The organism is Dermacoccus sp. CCH2-D9, from assembly GCF_001556795.1.
GTDB lineage: Bacteria > Actinomycetota > Actinomycetes > Actinomycetales > Dermatophilaceae > Dermacoccus > Dermacoccus nishinomiyaensis.
On the sequence record NZ_LSJT01000065.1, the window covers coordinates 1 to 18,179 of the forward strand.

Here is an 18,179-nt window from a genome sequence, read left to right on the forward strand (position 1 = left end):
GCCCAAACATTTCTCTGCGCGTCTTGCGGCGCATCGGCCTCGCACGCTCGGCAGAGGCGCCCGCTGCGACACGCGTGTGGCCCCAGCCGACGCGGCGCGCGCCTGACGACGTTCCACTACCGCAGCGAGATGACGCATCGCGCCGCCGCGGGCACGCGACATCACTAGACTCATCGACCATGGGTAAGGCTTCACGCCGCAAGGGCAAAGAGAACAAGCGTCCGCTCGATCCGTCGCAGATGCCGGCGCCGTTCGTCGCGCGTCCATTCGAGGGCCTCGCAGGTGAGACGGACTGGGTGGCGATGCGTGAGATCGTCCCGTCGGCGACGGCAAAGGTCACCTTCGAGGTCGACGGGCAGGAGCACGAGGCGGTCATCGCGACGATCCTGCCGATGGCGTGGCCCGGCCTGCGTCGCGAGGACGGCGACATGATGGTGGCGCTGCAGACGGGCGGTGGATCCGGCGACGCGAGCCGCGACCTCGCCGCGCAGCTCATCGCTGTCACGCAGCTCGAGAACGGCCAGCCGCTGCCCGCACCGCCGCGCGTCAGCGCCGCGACGCCGCGTTTGCAGGACATCATCACGAGCACGACGTTCGAACCGACCGTCCACGAGACGTTCGACTTCTGGATCCCCGAAGAGCACGAGATCGGCGAAGAGGCCTCCGTCTCGATGGAGGACGCCAACGAGTCGATCGCTCCGACCGCGCCGATCGACGGCGTCGACTCCGCCTACTGGTGCCTCATCGGCGATCGCGCCTTCATCCGCTGGGTGCTGCCGCACGACGAGAACAAGGCCACCGACGCGCTCGCCCGCCTGTCCGCATCCGGCAAGGCGCGCATGCCGGAGAACGACGACGAAGGCCGCCTCCTCGGCGCGTTCCGTGCGTGCGGCGTGCTGACGCCCGTCTGGGAGGTCGCGACCGACCGCCTGCCCGAGCAGCAGGCCGCGCCGATGGCCGAACTCGCCAAGGCCTTCGACGATGCGTTTGCCTCGCTCGAGACCGAGCCGCTCACCGCCGACGAAGGTCGCGCCCGCAACGGCATCGTCTCGCGCCAGATCACGCTGCGCTGACGTCCGCCTTCAGGTCGCACTGAGCTCGGCTCTCACCGTCAGATCCTGGTGAGTCAGGGCTCAGCGTGGGGCGTCTGCCTCGTCGACTCCGTCGCCAGGCGCTCACCTCGCCTGCACTCTTCGTCAGGCCCCCACATCGTCAGGTGCGGGGGCCTCACGCGTGTCGCTGCCGGGGCGTCGTCTGACGGAAGTGGTCGAGCGGCGCGCGCGTGAGACGCCGGCTCCACGTCGGCGACGGTGTGAAGGGAGCAGTGGAAAGGGCTCGAAGCCCGCGACAGCCTGTACACATCTGCGATTTTCGTCCACATTCGCCTGCCCGCAACGTCCGTTGAACGTGGGCGTAAATCGCAGATGGGTACGGCCGTCAACTCTTCACGGCAGGCACGCGAGGGGCTTCGCTCGTGCGCGGCGATCCGAGGCGCGCCGCGACGATGACGAGCAGTGGCATGATGACGAGCGCCCCGGCGGGCGGGATCGAGGTGCCCGAGTCGTTGGCGAGGAATCCGGCGGCGAGCATGATCGTGATGGCGATGAGGCCGTGCCGCATCATGGGCACGCGCACGAGCAGTGGCTTGAGGAAGCGCCCGGGCCCGTCGGGAAACGCGAGCACGACGATGCACACGACGAGCCAGATCGGCACGAACCAGTAGAACCAATGCGTGTTGAGCATGTGCCAGTTTGCGTACAGCACCCGCCTGATCGGGTTGACCTGCCCGTCGCCGACGAGGCCGGCGAAGATGTCGCCGAGGTGTGTGCGCGCACTCTCGCCGCGCAGGTAGTCGAGCCAGCCGATGACGAAGACGAACGCAGCACCGCCCAACGCGGCGAGCAGCAGTCGCGTCAGCGTGATCCGCCACCCGCGCGCACGCATCGCCAGGTAGATGATCGCGGGCACGAACGCTGCCGAGCCGCCACCCTCGTTGCCCCACTGCGGCACCCCGTTGATGAGGATGGCGGGCACGCCGATCGCGAGCACCGTCAGCAATGCGAGCCGCGGCCGTTTCATCGCGCGATAACGCCCCGCGAGCATCGCCGCGACGAACAGGCATGACGTCATGAACAGCGCGTATCCGACGTTGCCCATCCCGAAGAATCGGCCGCCGTACACCGGCTGCAGCCCGAGCACGCTGACGAGCTGCAGCGGCGATCCCTGCACCGCATCCATCGCGAGCACCAGCGCGGTGCAGGAGGCGACGAAGACGGCAGGGCCGGGCGTCCAGCGACGCCACGGCCCGAGCAGTGCGAGCGTCGCGATGACGACGATGATGACGACGACGCACCCGCCGAGCCACGCCAACGCATGGTCGTGGAGGTACCAGGCGTAGAGGTTCGCCAGGAAGGTGGCCACCGGCACCGCACCGAGCAGCGCACCCGTCGTCGCCCACCAGCCGCGCGCCACCCGCAGCCGGCGCGTCATGACGGCGCGGGCCGCGGCGTCGCCGTCAGCCGCGTCGCGTCCTCGCCATGGCCACCACGCCACACCAGGACATGGGCCCGCACCGACGCCCGCGTCGTTGCCGTCGGCCACGTCACGTCCGCTCCAGGGCCACCAGCGCGCGCGGACCGACAGCCACGCCCCGATGGTGACGGCGAGCGCGCCGAGGGCCGCGACCCAGACGAAGAACGGCCCGACGAGGTTGCGCTCGGTGCGCAGGAGGGTCTGGGTGTTGCGCACCGAGCGCAGTGCGGCGGGCGTCGAGACGGGTTCGATCGACAGGGGGCGCCCCTCGCCGAGCACCGGCGCGCGGGGGGTGCGTTCGAGGACGAACGCGGAGATGTCGGTCGTCGTGACGATCCCTCGCTGACGCGTCTGGCGCGAGCGCAGCATGCCCGAGCCGACCGTCGGCCCGTCGAGCATGATCGCGCGCGGCGATTCGGGGCGTTCGTCGTCGGTGAGGCCGGTGACGAGGACGGTCGTGTCGATGGGTGCCGCGTCGAGCACCTGACGCAGTTGCGCGTCGCTGCGCCCCTCGAGCGAGACGTACGTGACGGGGCACGCGGCGAGGTCAGCGCCGGAGATGCTCGGCCAGTAGTGCGAGACGACGCCCTGACGGTTCGCCGCACCGAGCGTTGCCCGTTCTCCGACGGCGCTGACGCACTGGCCGTCCTTCTCCAGTGTCGAGGTGACGAGCCCCATGCGTGAGGGGATGTTGCGTTTCAGCGCGTCCTTGGCCCACGTGCTCCACTGCGGGTAGCGGTAGGTGTGGTGCGTCGCGTCGTACTCGCCTTTCACCGGGGGCGGGCAGAAGTCGTTCGTGCCGGACGCTGCCGCCATCGGCGGGCTGTAGCCGAGCGGGGTGCGTGTACCGGAGCCCAGCGTCACCCATGCCGCGTCGCTGCACGAGTGGTCGCTGATGACGCGGACGAGCTGGTTGCCGACGGCGGCGTGCTGCGACATGTCCCACAGCGTCGGTGTCGTGTCGGGGTTGATGTCGCTCCATGTCAGCCCCGGCATGCCGACGACGACGAGGTTGCCCGGCAGCGCGCGATGCGTGGGGGAGGTGTCGGACTTGGCGACGGAGATGCCCACGGCGAGCGCCGCGAACGTCACGGCGGCGACGAGAGCAGTCACGAGCCACCGACGGAACACTGCTCAAGCGTAGTCGCTGATCCTGGATCCTCGCTGCGACCCGGTAGGCTCGTGGCCCGTGGATCTTGCTCTCGCCCTGACCGTCTTCACGACGCTGTTCCTCGTCGAACTCCCTGACAAGACCTTCATCGCGACGCTCGTGCTCGCGACGAAATACCGACCGCTGTACGTGTGGATCGGTGTCGCGTCGGCGTTCGCCGTCCAGACGGTCGTCGCCGTCCTGTTCGGACGCGTCCTCACGCTGCTTCCCGAGAAGCCGGTGCACGCCGTCGTCGCGCTGCTGTTCCTCGTCGCAGGTTTCGTGCTGATCAAGGGCGCGAAGGAGGCCGATGAGGGTGAGGCGGAGGCCGAGGAGGAGTTCGGTGCCAAGGCCAAGCCGGCCGAGGGGCTCAAGGCGATCGGGGCGAGCTTCCTCATCCTGTTCCTCGCCGAGTGGGGCGACCTGAGCCAGCTCGCGACCGCCGGTTTCGTCGCGCGTGGCGGCAACCCCTGGCTCGTCGGCCTGTCGGCGTTCCTCGCGCTCGCCCTGGTCTCGGCGCTGGGCGCCGTCGCCGGAAAGGCGCTGCTCAAGCGACTCAGCCTCTCCGCCATCCGCACCGCCGGTGGCGTCGTGTGCCTGCTGTTCGCGGCGCTCATGGTGGCCGCCCTCGCCGGCGTCGAATTCCCGGCCTGGGTGCCGGTCTGATCGACCACGCCCGGTTGCATAGGCTGACGTCGTGATCGCCGTCGCTCTCGCCGTCGCAGTGTGTGCTCTCCTGCTCGCCGGGTGGGCGCTCGTGCAGGTGCGCGCGAGCGAGGCCCGCCTCGCGTCCATCATCGGTGACGACGGCGGCGGCCCGCGCCAGGTGGCGCGCGACATCGCCGCTGCCCGAACCGAACTCGCCGCAGCCCGTGCCGATTCGGGACGCGCGCTCAAGCACGTCGCCGTCGTCCGATACGACGCGTTCGGTGACATGGCGGGTCAGCTGTCGTTCTCGGCGGCCCTCGTCGATGACGCCGGTGACGGGCTCGTCATCTCGTCGATCCACGGGCGCGCTGAGTCGCGCACGTACGCCAAGAGTGTCGAAGCAGGCGCGAGTTCGAGCGAGCTCACGCCCGAGGAGAAGCAGGCGGTCGCCGCGGCGCGCGCCGGTGAGGGGAATGCCCGATGACGCACGACGACCCGACCTACGGCTACCTCGGCCCTGCCGGCACGTTCACGCAGGCTGCGCTGCGGGGGTGGCTCGAGCAGCAGACGCGTGACGCCGCCGCAGCGGTGTGTCCCGCCAGTGACGAGGGTGCGGACGTGACCGCGCCGGCCGCGGGTGCTTCGACCCCAGGTGAGGCGAGTTCGCACCAGACTCCCAGCTCGTCCGGCGCCCCGACCACGACGGACGGCCTCGTCGCGGCTGCCCTGGAACGTTCGGTCCCGTTCGCGACCGTCCCGGCAGCGCTCGACGCGGTGCGTTCGGGTGGCGTCGACGGCGTCATGGTGCCGATCGAGAACAGCGTCGAGGGTGGCGTGAGCTCCACGCTGGATGCCCTCAACGCGGGAGCCGGCGCGCCCACGGACTCGCAGTTGCTGCTCGTCGGTGAGGTGCTCGTGCCGATCACGTTCGTCCTCGCGGCCCGCCCGGGCACGCGCGCCGAGCAGATCACGGGGGTCGGGTCGCACTCGCACGCGTGGCCGCAGGTGCGCGGCTGGATGGCGTCGAACCTGCCACAGGCGACCTACGTGCCGACGCTGTCGACGGCCGCCGCCGCGCAGAGCCTCGCCGATGACGTTGCCGAGAACTTCCAGGCGGCCGTGTGCGCGCCGATGGCCGCCGACGTCTTCGGCCTCGAGACCCTCGCCACACACATCGGCGACAACGCGGGCGCCGTCACCCGATTCGTCCTCGTGACGAAGGCCCGCGACGCCGCGGGCCGCCCCCGCACCCCCGCGCCGACGGGCCACGACAAGACGACGCTCGTGCTGTACCAGCACGCCGACCGCGCCGGTGGGCTGCTCGAACTGCTCGAGCAGTTCGCGACGCGCGGCATCAGCATGTCGCGCCTCGAATCGCGCCCGACGGGCGAGGCGATGGGCAGCTACTGCTTCTCGCTCGACATCGAGGGGCACATCGCGTCCGAACGTGTCGGGGAGGCGCTCATGGGGCTCAAGCGCGTCGCCGCCGACGTGCGTTATCTCGGCTCGTACGCGCGCGCCGACAAGCGTCCCGTCGACGTCGCCCCCGAGACGAGCGACGAGGCCTTTGCGGGCGCCCGCGCCTGGCTGCACGCGCTGCGCTGAGCGCCGGGCCGCCTGAACGGGGTCTCCTCGTCGCAGGGCGCCGCGCGTCAGTCGCCCGTCAGTGCCGCGTGCGGTGACGCGACTCGACGAACGGCGCGTCGTGGTCGGCGAGCCAGCGCAGCACCTGCGGTGCGACCTGCGGTTCGGTGCGCGCGAGTCGCTCGTGCAGTTCGGCGAGGTTGAGGCGTACGCCCAGCTCGTCGAGCGTGCGCAGGATCGTCAGCGTCATCTCGAACACCAGCGCCCAGCGGTCCTCGGCCTCGGGCGTGAAGGCGTAGTCAATGCGTCGGATGCGCGGGTTGTCCTGCACGCGCTCGAACCGAGCGTCGAGTTCCGCGCGCGTCGCGCTCGTGCGGGCGACGGCGGCGTCGAGCTCCTCCGGAGAGACGGGGTCGAGGCGGCCCGCCGGGTGCTCGGCGGCGTGACGCAGGGACGCATCGTCCTCGCGCACGTAGAAGTGCAGCAGCTGACTCGTCGCGCGGCCCTGCGCGTCGCCGAACGGTGCATGGTCGTTCGCCGGCGGAACGACGGCGCCGTGGTGCGTCCACACGCGACGCAGCGGGGTCGCCGCGTAGAGCAAGTTGTCATGGATGTCGGCGCGCAGCGGTTCCGCCGCATAGGGGTCGCACACGAGCTCGCGGGCGAGCTCACGCGTCGTCGTGAAGCCGTAGCCGAGCACCATCGCGATGAGGTCGCCGACTTCGTCGGGCCACGGCGTCGTCGTGACGGACGTGATGGCGATGGCGGGCAAGCCGACGTGGGGGCGATGCACCTCGCTCGCGCGCGGGCAGCCGACGTGCTGCACGGCCCAGGCGGCGTAGGCGTCGGGGTTGGGCTGCAGGCTCGTGTCGGCGAAGCGCGGTGCGCGTCGGCTGCGGACGGCGAACGCGTCGTGCAGCGCGTCGTGGACGAGGGGGTACTGGTTCGGTTGCGGCGCGGTGGCCTCGGCGCCCTGTGCGCGTAGGTCGATGCGGTCGGAGACGTGCATCGGGTAGCCGCGCGGGCCCTCGAAGACGGGCAGGACGGCGGCGCCGAGCCCCGACGCGGTGGCCGTGCGCACGACGTTGACGGCGCCCTCGTCAGCAGTGATCGCCGTCAGGGTGCTCTGGGCCTCGGCGATCTTGGCGCGCACCGTCTGCAGCCGGTAGGCCGCTTCGATGAGCTCGGGGTTCTCGGGGGCGGGGTCGAGGATGCCCATGACACGCGGCAGGTGCGTCGGGTCGTAGATCGCGCGGCCGGTGGGGTCGCTGCTCATGCCGAGGATGCGTCCGATGACCTTGAGCGTCATCAGGGGCGGTGACGTCGAGTGCCGCCAGCGCTTGATGATCTGCTCGTCGACGGGTGCGCTCAGACCGCTGGAGGGCAGGTCTGCGTTGATCGCCTCGGCGAGCGCCTTGTTCGTGAAGCGGCGCAGTTCCATCCAATGCTTGAGTTCGCTGCGGAAGATCTCCCAGCTGGAGTCGTGCGCTGCCATCGTCGGTGGTCCCCTCGTGAGCGTGCCCGTGTCCGACGCGGGCGCATGCCGTGGCTTCCGGCCAGTGTAGGAAGGCGCGGCTCGCTTCGCCGCCCACTAAGTCGGTTGTCCGACCTGTGGACAGAAATTTTCGCCGACCCTCGTCAGGCCCTATTCGACCAGGACGAAAATTTCGGATTGACCAGGGGGCACTCGTGGTCGGCCAGCCACCGCAGCAAAGAGTGGGCGATGTCCGGTTCGTCTCGCAGCAACCGATCATGCACGGCGTCGAGGCCGTCGGTGCGCTCGACGCCGAGCTCGGCGAGAAAGCGCGTCGCGGCCAGCGCCGCGCCGAGGGCGTTCTCCCACCGCTGCGCCGGCGTCTCGGCGAACGGTGTCGGCACGAGCAGGGTGCGTCGTCGCACGTGGGCGAGCGCGCCGCTGTGCAGGCGGGCCTCGACGGTGGACGCGGTGGTCTCCGCCAGCGTCAGAGCCTCCTCGGCGCTCATGCCGAGCTGCCCGCCGAGCCATTCGGACGTCCACTCGATGAGCCGGTGATCCTCGACGAGTCGGATGTGCACGAGGCCGGGCGAGCCGGTTCCGTCGGCTGCGGCCCACGGTGAGTTCGGGTTGTCCTCGGGCACCATGACGCTGTGGTGCGTCCACACGTGGTGCGACGGCGGGCGCGCGACGAACTGATCGTGCACCTCGCTGCGCAGCGCGTCCGTCGCGATCGGGTTGCGCGTCAGCTCACGCGCGATCTCGCGGGTCGAGACGAAGCCGTAGCCGAGCAGCCACGCGATGATGCCGCCCACGTCGTCGGCCCACGCACTCGTCGTCGAGGCGGTGACGGCGATCGCCGGCGCGGCGGGGTGGATGGCCTTGCCGTTGCGCATCGAGGGGCGGCCGATGAGCTGGATCGCCCAGTGCGATTGTTCAGCCAGATCATCAGGCTGGGTGCTGAATCGTGGATGGCGGGTGCCCGGTACGGCGGCGTTGGCGACGAGCGCGGCGAGCATCTCGTCGTTCTCCTCGACGGCAGGGATGTCGTCGCGCGGGGTGCGGAAGTCGATGCGGTCGGCGACATGCATCGGATAGCCGACCGGCCCCTCCCAGACGGGGAAGACGGCCGCGGCGTACCCATACGAAAGCGCCGTCTGGACGAGCTGGCCGGCGCCGGTTCGCGCGGCGTGGCGGCTCAGCTGGCCGCGCACCTCACTGAGGCGCAGGCGAAGCTCCTGCAGGCGCAGGCTCGTGTCGAGAAGTTCCTGGGCCGGCGCGGCGGGCGCGAGCAGGCCCATGCGACGCAGGATGAACGCGGGATCGTAGGGAGCCTGACCGCTCGGATCGTCGCTCATCGCGAGCAGCGAGGCGATGTGACGCACGGCTTCGAGGGGCGGTGACGTGGAGTGGCGCCATCGCTTGACGACGTGCTCGTCGAACGGCTGGTCGACGGAGAGTTCGTTGAGGCGAGCGGCGAGGGCCCTGCTCGTCATCCCCCGAAGCTCCATCCAGTGGCGGAACTCCTCGCGGAACGCCTCCCACCCGGCGTCATGGCTGGCCATGCAGCAGCTCCTCGTTCTCGGTTGCGCTTCCCCCGTGCGCGGCGCCGTGGCGGCTCGCGCGGGTCTGTCGTCCGCCACCACCCGGTCGGACGTCAGACCCACTACGCGTGTCGGATTTCACCACTTGCGTTCGATAAAGCGTACCTGACGGTCAACATAGATTCAGGGTCGTTGGTCCCTTCGGGTGAAGGAGCCGGTGCGGCGTGCAGTGAATGAGACGCGCCCGCAGCGCCAAGGTTGTTGTGATGTGGGGCACACTGGTGGAACCGACGAAAGGAAAGACCCATGGGCCCGGCCGCACCCCTGCCGTACCGCTCGCCGTGGATGGACGACGAACTGGAAGACCTCCAGCGTCTCGCCGCCACGTTCAGCCGCGAGATCTTCGCGAACATCGACCGCTACAGCGAACAGCACCAGGTCGATCGTGACGTCTGGACGAAGGCGGGTGAGCTGGGCCTGCTCGGCCTGTCGGTGCCAGAGGAGTACGGCGGCAGCGGCGCGACGTTCGCGCACGAGGCCGTCGTCGCCATCGAGCAGGCGAAGGCCGGTGACGACTCGTGGGGCTTCGTCGTCCACGCCATCATCGTGACGCACTACATCGTCGCCTACGGCACCGAGGAGCAGAAGCGCAAGTGGCTGCCGAAGCTGTGCTCCGGCGAATGGGTCGGCGCCATCGGCATGACGGAACCCGGCGCGGGCTCCGACCTCAAGCGCGTCTCGACGCGCGCGGTGCGCGACGGCGACGAGTTCATCATCAACGGCTCGAAGACGTTCATCACGAACGCCGGTCACGCCGACCTCATCGTCCTCGTGGCCCGCACCTGCGAGCGTGACAAGGCCGCCGGGCACAAGGGCATCTCGCTCATCGTGCTCGAGACGGCCGACCTCGACGGTTTCGAGCGCGGGCGCGTGCTGCAGAAGATCGGCCAGCACGGTCAAGACACGCGCGAACTGCACTTCACCGACATGCGCGTACCCGTCGCGAATCTGCTCGGCGAGGAGGGGCGCGGTTTCTACCACCTCATGGAGCAGCTGCCGCAGGAGCGCCTCGGCCTCGCGTGCACCGCCGTCGGATCGGCGGAGCTGGCCGTGAAGCTCGGGGTCGAGCACGCGAAGTCGCGTGAACTGTTCGACGGCACGCTGATGGACCTGCAGAACACGCGCTTCGTGCTCGCCGAGTGCTCGACGGACGTGCTCGCCGCCCGCACCCTGCTCGATCACTGCATCATGCTGCACATGGAGGGCAAGCTCGACTCGGCCACCGCCTCGCGAGCGAAATACTGGACGACGGACGTGCAGTGCAATGTCATCGACCGCGTCCTGCAGCTGTTCGGCGGCTACGGCTTCATGCTCGAGTACCCCATCGCGAAGATGTACGCCGGTGCGCGCATCCAGAAGATCTACGGCGGCGCCAACGAGGTGATGAAGGAACTCATCGCCCGCTCGTTGTGACCTGACGCCCGCAGAGCGGTTCGTCGAGTCCGGCGAACCGCTCTGCGGTGCCCAGAGGCCGCTGCGTGCGCGATTGGGCAAGATGAAGGCGTGAACATCGATATCGCACATGCCATGCCTGGGGACGTCGAGGATTTCGTCGATCTGTTCGAGCAGTACCGCAGCTTCTGCGGCAAGGCGCCAACGCCAGACGCGCGGACGTTTCTGGCCGAGCGCATCGAGACGGGGCAGACGCTCGTCCTCGGCGCCCGGGACAGCGTGGGCGTCGTCGGGTTCGCGCAGGTCTACCGCGCGTTCGACTCGATCCACCTCACTCACGACTGGGTGATCGCCGACCTGTTCGTCGACGGAGCCGCACGCGGACGCCGCGTCGGCGGGTCGCTGCTCGAAGCGGTACTCGACGGTGCCCGTGAGAACGGTGCGCACCACGTTCGCGTCAGCACGCAGAGCAACAACGCCTACGCGCACCGCCTGTACGAATCGCACGGCTTCGAACAGCTAGACACCACGGGCGCGACGGTCTACTACCAGCTGAAACTGCGCGACCACCACTGACGCGCTGCGTCCCTGAAGGCCCGCCCCTCCGCGATTGTCGTCCCCATCTGCGATTCGGCCATCTTCGCAAGCGGCGTCCTCATCCGCGATTTCGGTCACATTCGCCCTTGAATCGACCGTCGTGGACCGTGGATACGCAGGGGGCTTCGACCGGCTCGGTTGGAGCGTTGTCGGTGGCCCGTGGCAATGTGAGGGCATGACGACTTCTCAGATGATCGTGCTCGCGTCGCGCCCCCATGGCGCGCCCACCTCCGACAACTTCCGCCTCGAGACGCGGGAACTCCCCGCCCTCAGCGACGGCGAACTGCTCGTGCGCAACACCGTCATGAGCGTCGACCCGTACATGCGTGGCCGCATGAACGACGTGAAGTCCTATGTCCCGCCGTTCCAGATCGACGAGCCCCTCGACGGCGGCGCGGTCGGCGAGGTCGTCGAATCCCGCGCTGAGGGTTTCGCGGAGGGTGACCTCGTCCTCCATGGCCTCGGCTGGCGCGACATGGCCGTCGTGCCCGCGAAGGCGGCACGCAAGGTCTCGACGAACGTCGGTGGCGCGCAGGTGTCGCCGTCCGCCTACCTGGGCGCGCTCGGCATGCCCGGCATCACGGCGTACGGCGGGCTCATGCGCGCCGGTGAATTCCACTCCGGCGACGCGGTGTTCGTCTCCGGCGCGGCCGGTGCCGTCGGCTCGCTCGTCGGTCAGATCGCGAAACTCGAGGGTGCGTCCCGCGTCATCGGTTCGGCGGGCTCCGCACAGAAGATCGCGCGCCTCGAGGAGCTCGGTTTCGACGCCGCCTTCAACTACAAGGACGGTGACGTCCGCGGCCTGCTCAAGAACGCCGCGCCGGACGGCATCGACGTCTACTTCGACAACGTCGGGGGCGACCACCTCGAGGCGGCCATCTCGTCGATGAACACCCACGGGCGCATCGCGATGTGCGGCGCCATCGCGCAGTACAACTCGACGGAGCCGCCCGCCGCGCCGCGCAACCTCGCGCTCGTCATCGGCAAGCGCATCACGATCCGCGGGTTCATCCAGAGCGACTTCCGCGACCTCGTGCCCGAGTTCCAGCAGAAGATGGCGACGTGGCTCGCCGATGGCTCGGTTCAGTGGGACGAGACGGTCGTCGAGGGCCTGGAGAACGCGCCGCAGGCGTTCATGGACCTGCTGAACGGCGCCAACACCGGCAAGATGGTCGTCTCGATCTGATCGTTCGACTCCCGTCGCGCCACGCCCCGCAGGGCGGCGCATGCGACGTGAGATCCAGCTGCGTCACCAACGTCCGGGTGAGTCAGTCCTGACTGACTCACCCGGACACGAGTGACTCACTCGCCCGTAGAGCCAGCACCCCGGCCTCGAGCACCCCGGGCGAGCGCCGTCGGGCGGGTATAACGTCGGGGGATGAGCGCGCTCCCTGCCACGAACTGGGCCGGCACCGTCGTCTTCGAAGCGCGCGAGCGATACGCGCCGCGGACGACGTCGCAGGTGCAGGATGCGGTCTGCCGGGCAGCGGCCGACGGTGGGCGGCTGAGGGTGGTCGGCACCGGCCACAGCTTCAACGACATCGCCGACACAGACGGCGTGCAGCTCAGCCTCCTCGACCTCGAGCGTCGCATCGACCTCGACGAGGACGCACGCTGCGTCACCATCGACGGCGGCGCCACGTATGCGCAGGTCAACGCCGTTCTCGCGCAGCGTGGTTGGGCGCTCGAGAACCTTGCGTCACTGCCGCACATCACCGTCGCCGGGGCCATCGCGACGGCGACGCACGGCTCCGGATGGGAGCGTCCGAGCCTCGCGTCTGCGGTGCGTTCGCTCACCCACGTCACCGCTGCGGGCGATCTGCACACGATGACGCGCGGCGAACCCGGGTTCGAGCACTATCCCGTGCATCTCGGTCTGTTCGGGCCCGTCGTCGAGTTGATCCTCGACGTCGTGCCCGCGTTCGACATCGCGACGACGGTGTACGAAGGGCTCGAATACGACGCCCTCGTCGACCATCTCGACGACCTGACGCGCCCGCTCTACTCGTTCAGCATCGCCCCCGACTGGAGCGACGGCGGTCGGGCGTTGCTCTTCGCCAAGCGTCCGCGCGGCGTCGATGCTCCGGCTCAGCTCGCCGGCGCCCGCGCCGCGACGAGCCCTCGTCACCCGAGCCCAGGCGCTGATCCCGTCGCGGTGACTGAGCAGCTCGGTGTTCACGGGCCGAGCGCCGAACGGCTGACTCACTTCCGCAGCGACTTCGCCCCCAGCGTCGGCGACGAGGTGCAGAGCGAGTACTTCGTTTCACGTGAAACGGTCGCGGACGCCCTGCGAGCGCTGCCACGGTTCGCCGATGTCTTCGCCCGCCTCGCGCACTCGATGGAGATCCGCGCCGTCGCCGGCGACAGCCTCAGTGCGAGCCCGTTCGCCACCGGCGAGATGCTCGCCATCCACCTCACCTGGCGCCGCGACCCGGACGCCGTCCGCCGTGAACTGCCGGCCCTCGAAGCTGCACTCGGCCACCCGCGTCCGCACTGGGGCAAGTTGCACGCGGCACCGCCGCAGCAGCTCAGCGAACAGTTCCCCGGACTGCATGCCCTCGACGGCGAGGCGCGTCGGCATGACCCGTCCGGCATGTTCCGCAACGCCTGGGTCGAGCGGTTGCTCGGGAATGAGCCGGCCTGATTTGGTGCTGCAACCGGGGCAGGCGTAACTTCCTGAGACGTGGAGAGCATAGATGTTCGATAAGAAAAAACAGCCCAGTGTGGAACTGGCCGGTGAGGCCGCTCACGCCTCTGCCGTCGCGCAGTTGAGGGCCTCCTTCGAAGCCATCCCCGCCGGCGCCACGGTGCGCCTCGCGAAGAAGACCTCGAACCTCTTCCGTCCGCGTGAGAAAGCGAAGGTAGGCCTCGACGTCAGCGGCCTCACGGGCGTCATCAGCATCGACGCCGACGCTCGCACGGCCGACGTCCAGGGCATGTGCACGTACGAGAACCTCGTCGACGCCACGCTCGAGCACGGCCTCATGCCGCTCGTCGTCCCGCAGTTGCGCACGATCACCCTCGGCGGCGCCGTCACCGGCCTCGGCATCGAGTCGACGTCGTTCAAGAACGGACTGCCGCACGAGTCCGTCCTCGAGATGGATATCCTCACCGGCACCGGCGAGCTGCTCACCGCCTCGCCGACCAACGAGCACGCCGACCTCTTCCGCGCCTTCCCCAACAGCTACGGCAGCCTGGGCTACGCGACGCGTCTGCGCATCGAACTGCAGCCGATCGGTGACCTCGTCGAGACGCGCAACGTGCGGTTCGCGAGCGTCGCAGCCATGACGCGAGCGATCGACGCCATCGTCGAGACCCGCGAGTGGCAGGGCGAACGCGTCGACGGCCTCGACGGCATGATCGTCAGCAAGGACGAGGCCTATCTCGTGCTCGCCAACTTCTTCCCCGAGACGCGCCGCCGCCCGAGCGACTACACGGGGCAGAACATCTTCTACAAGAGCATCAGTGAGCTCGACCGCGACACCTTGAGCGCGCACGACTACATCTGGCGTTGGGACACCGACTGGTTCTGGTGCTCCGACGCGTTCTTCGCACAGAACCCGAAGGTGCGACGCGTGTGGCCGCGCAAGTACCGTCGCAGCGACTTCTACCACCGCATCGTCGGGTGGGAGAACCGCTGGGGCTTCGCCGCGAAGATCGACGAGATGCGCGGCGAACTGCCGCGCGAGCGCGTCGTGCAGGACGTCGAGGTGCCCCTCGAACAGCTCGAGACGTTCATGCCGTGGTTCGACGAGCACGTCGGCATGACGCCCGTGTGGGTGTGCCCGCTGCGCCTGCGCGGCGACGACGCGTGGCCGCTGTACCAGCTCGAATCGAACCGCACGTACGTCAACGTCGGGTTCTGGGGCACCGTCGCCATCACCCCCGGGCGGTCTGACGGCGACGTCAACCGCGACATCGAGGCCGTGCTGCCGACGATGCACGGCCACAAGTCGCTCTATTCCGACGTCTACTACGACGCCGAGACGTTCGAAGCGCTGTACGGCGCAGCCGAATACCGCCGCATGAAGACGAAGTACGACCCGCAGGGCCGCCTTCCTGAGTTCGCTGACAAGATGAGGACGCACGCATGAGCCAGACCACGACCGCCACCCCCCTCGTCGCCCAGGCCGTCCAGGCCGTGTTGGAGGGGCCGTTGCCCTTCCGCATCACGGCGTACGACGGCACCGACATCGGCCCGCGCGACAGCGACATCGCCGTGCGTGTCGAGAGCGAGGAGGGGCTGCGCTACCTCCTCAGCGCCCCTGGCGATCTCGGCCTCGCCCGCGCCTATCTGACGGGCACGCTGACCGGCACCGGTTTCCACCCTGGTGACCCCTACGAGGTGTTCAGCCGCATCAAGCGTGACGTGCGCACGAAGCAGCTGACGCCGAAGGGCGTCGCGTCGGCGCTCGCGCCCGTCGTCAAGCAGCTGGGGCCGAAGGCGTTCGTCCACCCGCCGCTGCCCGAGGTCGAGAACGAGCCCCGCTGGAAGCGCCACCTCGCCAAGGTGAACCCGGTGGGCCGCGCCGCCGACTCGATCAAGCACCACTATGACGTCTCGAACGCGTTCTACGAGAAGGTGCTCGGTGACTCGATGGCCTACACGTGCGCCGTGTTCGACACGCCGGACGACACCCTCGAGGACGCGCAGGAGCGCAAGTTCGCCCTCGTTGCCGACAAGCTCGACCTGCAGCCCGGCCAACGGCTGCTCGACGTCGGCTGCGGCTGGGGCGGCATGGCGATGCACGCCGCTCGCGAGCGCGGCGTCCACGTCATAGGCGTCACCCTGAGCAAGGAACAGGCCGAGTGGGGTCAGCGCGCCGTGCGTGAGGCGGGCCTCGGGAGCCTCGTCGAGATCCGCCACGGCGACTACCGCGACGTCACCGAGACGGGCTTCGACGCCGTCAGCTCGATCGGCCTCACGGAGCACATCGGCGTGAAGAACTACGCCAACTACTTCTCCTTCCTGCACTCGAAGCTGCGCGACGGTGGCCGCCTGCTCAACCACTGCATCACGCGTCGCGACGACACGGCATCGGCCAAGCCGGAGCCGTTCACCGATCGCTATGTCTTCCCCGACGGCGAGCTCGCCTCGCCGGGGCGGCTCATCAGTGAGTGCCACGACGCCGGTTTCGAGGTTCAGCACGACGAGAACCTGCGCCTGTCGTACGCCCTGACGCTGCGCGACTGGTGCCGCAACCTCGAGGCGAACTGGGATTTCTGCGTCGCCGAGGCGGGCCTGCCGACCGCGAAGGTGTGGGGCATCTACATGGCCGGTTCACGCCTCGGGTTCGAGGAGGGCTGGCTGCACCTGCACCAGGTGCTCGCCACGAAGACGACCGACAACGGCGACAACGGCGGCTACCCGCTGGGCTCGCACTGGGCACCCTGAGCTCTCACTGGCGGTGCTGAGCGGCTGCTCGTTGCCCGTCCAGACGCAGGCGACGCGCAATCATGACGGTGGGGGTGATGCCGACGAGCATCGCCGCCACCGTCATGATCTGCGTCCACGCGAACGCGTTCTGGAACGAACTGTTCGCGATGGCGACGGCCGCCGAGCGCAGGTTGAACGCGAGGATCGCGGCGCGGGCCCCTGACGCGCGGCGTGTGCGCGCCCAGTAGACGAGAGCGCCGACGGCCGGCGCGAGCAGCGACCACATGTACGCGCTCAAATCGCTGCCACCATGCGACTTCACGAACTCGACCGTGACGATCGACGCTCCGATCTCGAACACGGTCAGGGCGATCATGAACCATCGATCACCGCTGCTCACCGACGGGGGAGTGCTCCACGAGCGTTCTGCTCTCAGTATGGCCGCCCGGGTGCGGCGGGCCCCTGACGAATGTCACGGTGTGGCCGCCGTTGATGCATAACTCGACCTTTATGTTTGGCCAGTGCTACGTTATGTGCGGGTCACGAGCCCCGGCGCGAAGTCTCGGCTGGCCGGGCGGCAACCCCCATGCGAACGCACACGTGCGCCGGGGTGCCCCGAGTAACGACCCGGCCGCCCGTCGACCGACGCGGCGGCAAGCGCAACGAAGGGTCTGCCATGACACTCCTCGACACCACGCCCGACACGAACGTCGACTCCGCGAGCGGCGCACCGACGGGTGTTCCGACGAGCGCAGCGGCGCGCCACGGCGGCACCGTCGCGACGCCCGGGCTGCGCATCGAACGCCTCGGCCCGGCGTTCGGCGCAATCGTCCACGGCGTCGACCTCGCGCAGGTCGACGACGCGATAGCGTTCGACCTGCGCCGCGCGCTGCTCGCGCACAAGGTGCTCTTCTTCCGGGGTCAGGACGCGTTCGACGACGACGCTCAGGTGCGCCTCGGAAACCTGCTCGGCGAGCTGACGGCGGGCCACCCCGTCGCGGGCACGCACGAGCGCAAGGAGATCTACTCGATCGACTCCTCCGACCCCGAGTTCTCGTTCTCCGACGAGTGGCACACGGACGTTACGTTCATGAAGGAGCCGCCGGCCATCAGCGTCCTGCGCGCCGTGACGCTGCCGGACTACGGCGGCGACACCTCCTGGGCCGACGCGCAGGCGGCGTACGACTCGCTGTCGGAGCCGTTCCGCGGCCTAGTCGACCAGCTCGTCGCCGCCCACGACGGCAACCGCGAATGGGGCGCGTACCTGCGCAAGAACGGTGGGCAGGAGTGGAGCGGCGAGGTTGTCACCGAGCTGCCCGTCGTCGAGCACCCCGTCGTGCGTGTGCACCCCGAGACGGGCCGTCGCGGGTTGTTCGTCAACCCCGGTTTCACCTCCCACATCGTCGGCGTGTCGCAGGCCGAGTCGCGGGCGATCCTCGACGTGCTGTACGCGCACCTGACGCAGCCCGAACACACGATCCGCCACCGTTGGGCGCCCGGCGACGTCGGCATCTGGGACAACCGCGCGACGTCGCACTACGCGAACCGCGACTACGTCGACGCCAACCTTGGCCCGCGCGCCATGAGGCGCGTGACGGTCGGTGGCGACAAGCCCGTCGGCGTCAATGGCCTGACGGGTGGCGCAGCTGGCTGACGGTGTGAGCTGACATGGCGCGGTGCGGGTCTCTGGGGCCCGCATCGCGTCGTCATGTACCCCTCTGCGATTTTCGTCCCCCTTCGCGAATCCCGTCCCCGTCGGCGAATCCCGGTGGATGTCAACCTGTGGTGAGTCACTCAGGGCCGGGATGGTTGATTCCGGCC

15 protein-coding genes and 1 riboswitch are annotated in these 18,179 nt (G+C 69.2%); of the genes, 11 read left to right on the plus strand and 4 right to left on the minus strand.

Annotated elements, in window-relative coordinates; genetic code table 11:
• The first annotated feature begins 179 nt into the window (after positions 1-179).
• On the plus strand, positions 180-1,073 hold the full coding sequence (locus tag AX669_RS05780; RefSeq protein WP_062257171.1) for a DUF5926 family protein: 894 nt from the start codon (positions 180-182) through the stop codon (positions 1,071-1,073).
• A 364-nt stretch (positions 1,074-1,437) separates the two neighbouring features.
• On the opposite strand, the gene AX669_RS05785 is transcribed toward AX669_RS05780, so the two are convergent.
• Positions 1,438-3,663: a hypothetical protein gene (locus AX669_RS05785; RefSeq protein ID WP_062257173.1), complete on the minus strand. Its 2,226-nt coding sequence runs from the start codon at positions 3,661-3,663 to the stop codon at positions 1,438-1,440.
• A gap of 58 nt (positions 3,664-3,721) precedes the next feature.
• On the opposite strand from AX669_RS05785, the gene AX669_RS05790 reads away from it, so the two are divergent.
• The 3 genes from AX669_RS05790 to pheA are packed head-to-tail and all read left to right on the plus strand — an operon-like array spanning position 3,722 to position 5,935.
• Positions 3,722-4,348, plus strand: coding sequence for a TMEM165/GDT1 family protein (locus AX669_RS05790; protein WP_062257175.1), 627 nt, complete (start codon positions 3,722-3,724; stop codon positions 4,346-4,348).
• 31 nt (positions 4,349-4,379) lie between these two features.
• Positions 4,380-4,814, plus strand: coding sequence for a DUF4446 family protein (locus AX669_RS05795; RefSeq protein WP_062257177.1), 435 nt, complete (start codon positions 4,380-4,382; stop codon positions 4,812-4,814).
• Positions 4,811-5,935 (plus strand): prephenate dehydratase, encoded by a 1,125-nt coding sequence (pheA, locus tag AX669_RS05800; RefSeq protein ID WP_062257179.1) that lies wholly within the window; start codon positions 4,811-4,813, stop codon positions 5,933-5,935. The genes AX669_RS05795 and pheA overlap by 4 nt, the downstream gene beginning before the upstream one ends.
• Positions 5,936-5,993: 58 nt before the next feature.
• Here the strand turns inward: pheA and AX669_RS05805 are convergent, their stop codons facing one another.
• The gene (locus AX669_RS05805; protein ID WP_062257181.1) at positions 5,994-7,409 is read right to left on the minus strand and encodes a hypothetical protein; all 1,416 of its coding nucleotides are present in this window, start codon (positions 7,407-7,409) and stop codon (positions 5,994-5,996) included.
• A 143-nt stretch (positions 7,410-7,552) separates the two neighbouring features.
• Positions 7,553-8,953: a hypothetical protein gene (locus tag AX669_RS05810; RefSeq protein ID WP_062257184.1), complete on the minus strand. Its 1,401-nt coding sequence runs from the start codon at positions 8,951-8,953 to the stop codon at positions 7,553-7,555.
• Positions 8,954-9,238: 285 nt separating this feature from the next.
• On the opposite strand from AX669_RS05810, the gene AX669_RS05815 reads away from it, so the two are divergent.
• From AX669_RS05815 to AX669_RS05840, 6 genes are all read left to right on the plus strand, one after another.
• Positions 9,239-10,405, plus strand: coding sequence for an acyl-CoA dehydrogenase family protein (locus tag AX669_RS05815; RefSeq protein WP_062257185.1), 1,167 nt, complete (start codon positions 9,239-9,241; stop codon positions 10,403-10,405).
• Between the two features lie 90 nt (positions 10,406-10,495).
• A complete protein-coding gene (locus tag AX669_RS05820; protein WP_051805511.1) occupies positions 10,496-10,960 on the plus strand; it encodes a GNAT family N-acetyltransferase in 465 nt (154 codons plus the stop codon).
• Positions 10,961-11,156: 196 nt separating this feature from the next.
• Positions 11,157-12,167 carry an NADP-dependent oxidoreductase gene (locus AX669_RS05825; RefSeq protein ID WP_040015050.1) on the plus strand — a complete coding sequence of 337 codons (1,011 nt, stop codon included), beginning with the start codon at positions 11,157-11,159 and terminating at the stop codon, positions 12,165-12,167.
• 192 nt (positions 12,168-12,359) lie between these two features.
• Positions 12,360-13,625 (plus strand): FAD-binding protein, encoded by a 1,266-nt coding sequence (locus AX669_RS05830; protein WP_006947139.1) that lies wholly within the window; start codon positions 12,360-12,362, stop codon positions 13,623-13,625.
• Between the two features lie 52 nt (positions 13,626-13,677).
• Positions 13,678-15,075, plus strand: coding sequence for an FAD-binding oxidoreductase (locus AX669_RS05835; protein WP_062257190.1), 1,398 nt, complete (start codon positions 13,678-13,680; stop codon positions 15,073-15,075).
• Complete coding sequence (locus AX669_RS05840; protein ID WP_062257191.1) at positions 15,072-16,376, plus strand: cyclopropane-fatty-acyl-phospholipid synthase family protein; 1,305 nt, start codon at positions 15,072-15,074, stop codon at positions 16,374-16,376. The genes AX669_RS05835 and AX669_RS05840 overlap by 4 nt, the downstream gene beginning before the upstream one ends.
• Before the next feature lie 4 nt (positions 16,377-16,380).
• Here AX669_RS05840 and AX669_RS05845 read toward each other — a convergent pair whose 3' ends face one another.
• Positions 16,381-16,734 carry a hypothetical protein gene (locus tag AX669_RS05845; RefSeq protein WP_156444937.1) on the minus strand — a complete coding sequence of 118 codons (354 nt, stop codon included), beginning with the start codon at positions 16,732-16,734 and terminating at the stop codon, positions 16,381-16,383.
• A 162-nt stretch (positions 16,735-16,896) separates the two neighbouring features.
• Positions 16,897-17,024: riboswitch (SAM riboswitch) on the plus strand.
• A 10-nt stretch (positions 17,025-17,034) separates the two neighbouring features.
• Here AX669_RS05845 and AX669_RS05850 point away from each other — a divergent pair.
• A complete protein-coding gene (locus tag AX669_RS05850) occupies positions 17,035-18,012 on the plus strand; it encodes a TauD/TfdA family dioxygenase (RefSeq protein WP_197418858.1) in 978 nt (325 codons plus the stop codon).
• The last annotated feature ends 167 nt before the right edge of the window (positions 18,013-18,179 follow it).

Bases quoted from the DNA above. Each gene is read 5' to 3' on its own strand.
- AX669_RS05780 (WP_062257171.1), top strand. From the start codon at position 180: ATGGGTAAGGCTTCACGCCGCAAGGGCAAAGAGAACAAGCGTCCGCTC.
- pheA (WP_062257179.1), top strand. From the start codon at position 4,811: ATGACGCACGACGACCCGACCTACGGCTACCTCGGCCCTGCCGGCACG.
- AX669_RS05805 (WP_062257181.1), bottom strand. From the start codon at position 7,409: ATGGCAGCGCACGACTCCAGCTGGGAGATCTTCCGCAGCGAACTCAAG.
- AX669_RS05810 (WP_062257184.1), bottom strand. From the start codon at position 8,953: ATGGCCAGCCATGACGCCGGGTGGGAGGCGTTCCGCGAGGAGTTCCGC.
- AX669_RS05815 (WP_062257185.1), top strand. From the start codon at position 9,239: ATGGGCCCGGCCGCACCCCTGCCGTACCGCTCGCCGTGGATGGACGAC.
- AX669_RS05825 (WP_040015050.1), top strand. From the start codon at position 11,157: ATGACGACTTCTCAGATGATCGTGCTCGCGTCGCGCCCCCATGGCGCG.
- AX669_RS05830 (WP_006947139.1), top strand. From the start codon at position 12,360: ATGAGCGCGCTCCCTGCCACGAACTGGGCCGGCACCGTCGTCTTCGAA.
- AX669_RS05835 (WP_062257190.1), top strand. From the start codon at position 13,678: ATGTTCGATAAGAAAAAACAGCCCAGTGTGGAACTGGCCGGTGAGGCC.
- AX669_RS05840 (WP_062257191.1), top strand. From the start codon at position 15,072: ATGAGCCAGACCACGACCGCCACCCCCCTCGTCGCCCAGGCCGTCCAG.
- AX669_RS05845 (WP_156444937.1), bottom strand. From the start codon at position 16,734: ATGATCGCCCTGACCGTGTTCGAGATCGGAGCGTCGATCGTCACGGTC.
- AX669_RS05850 (WP_197418858.1), top strand. From the start codon at position 17,035: ATGACACTCCTCGACACCACGCCCGACACGAACGTCGACTCCGCGAGC.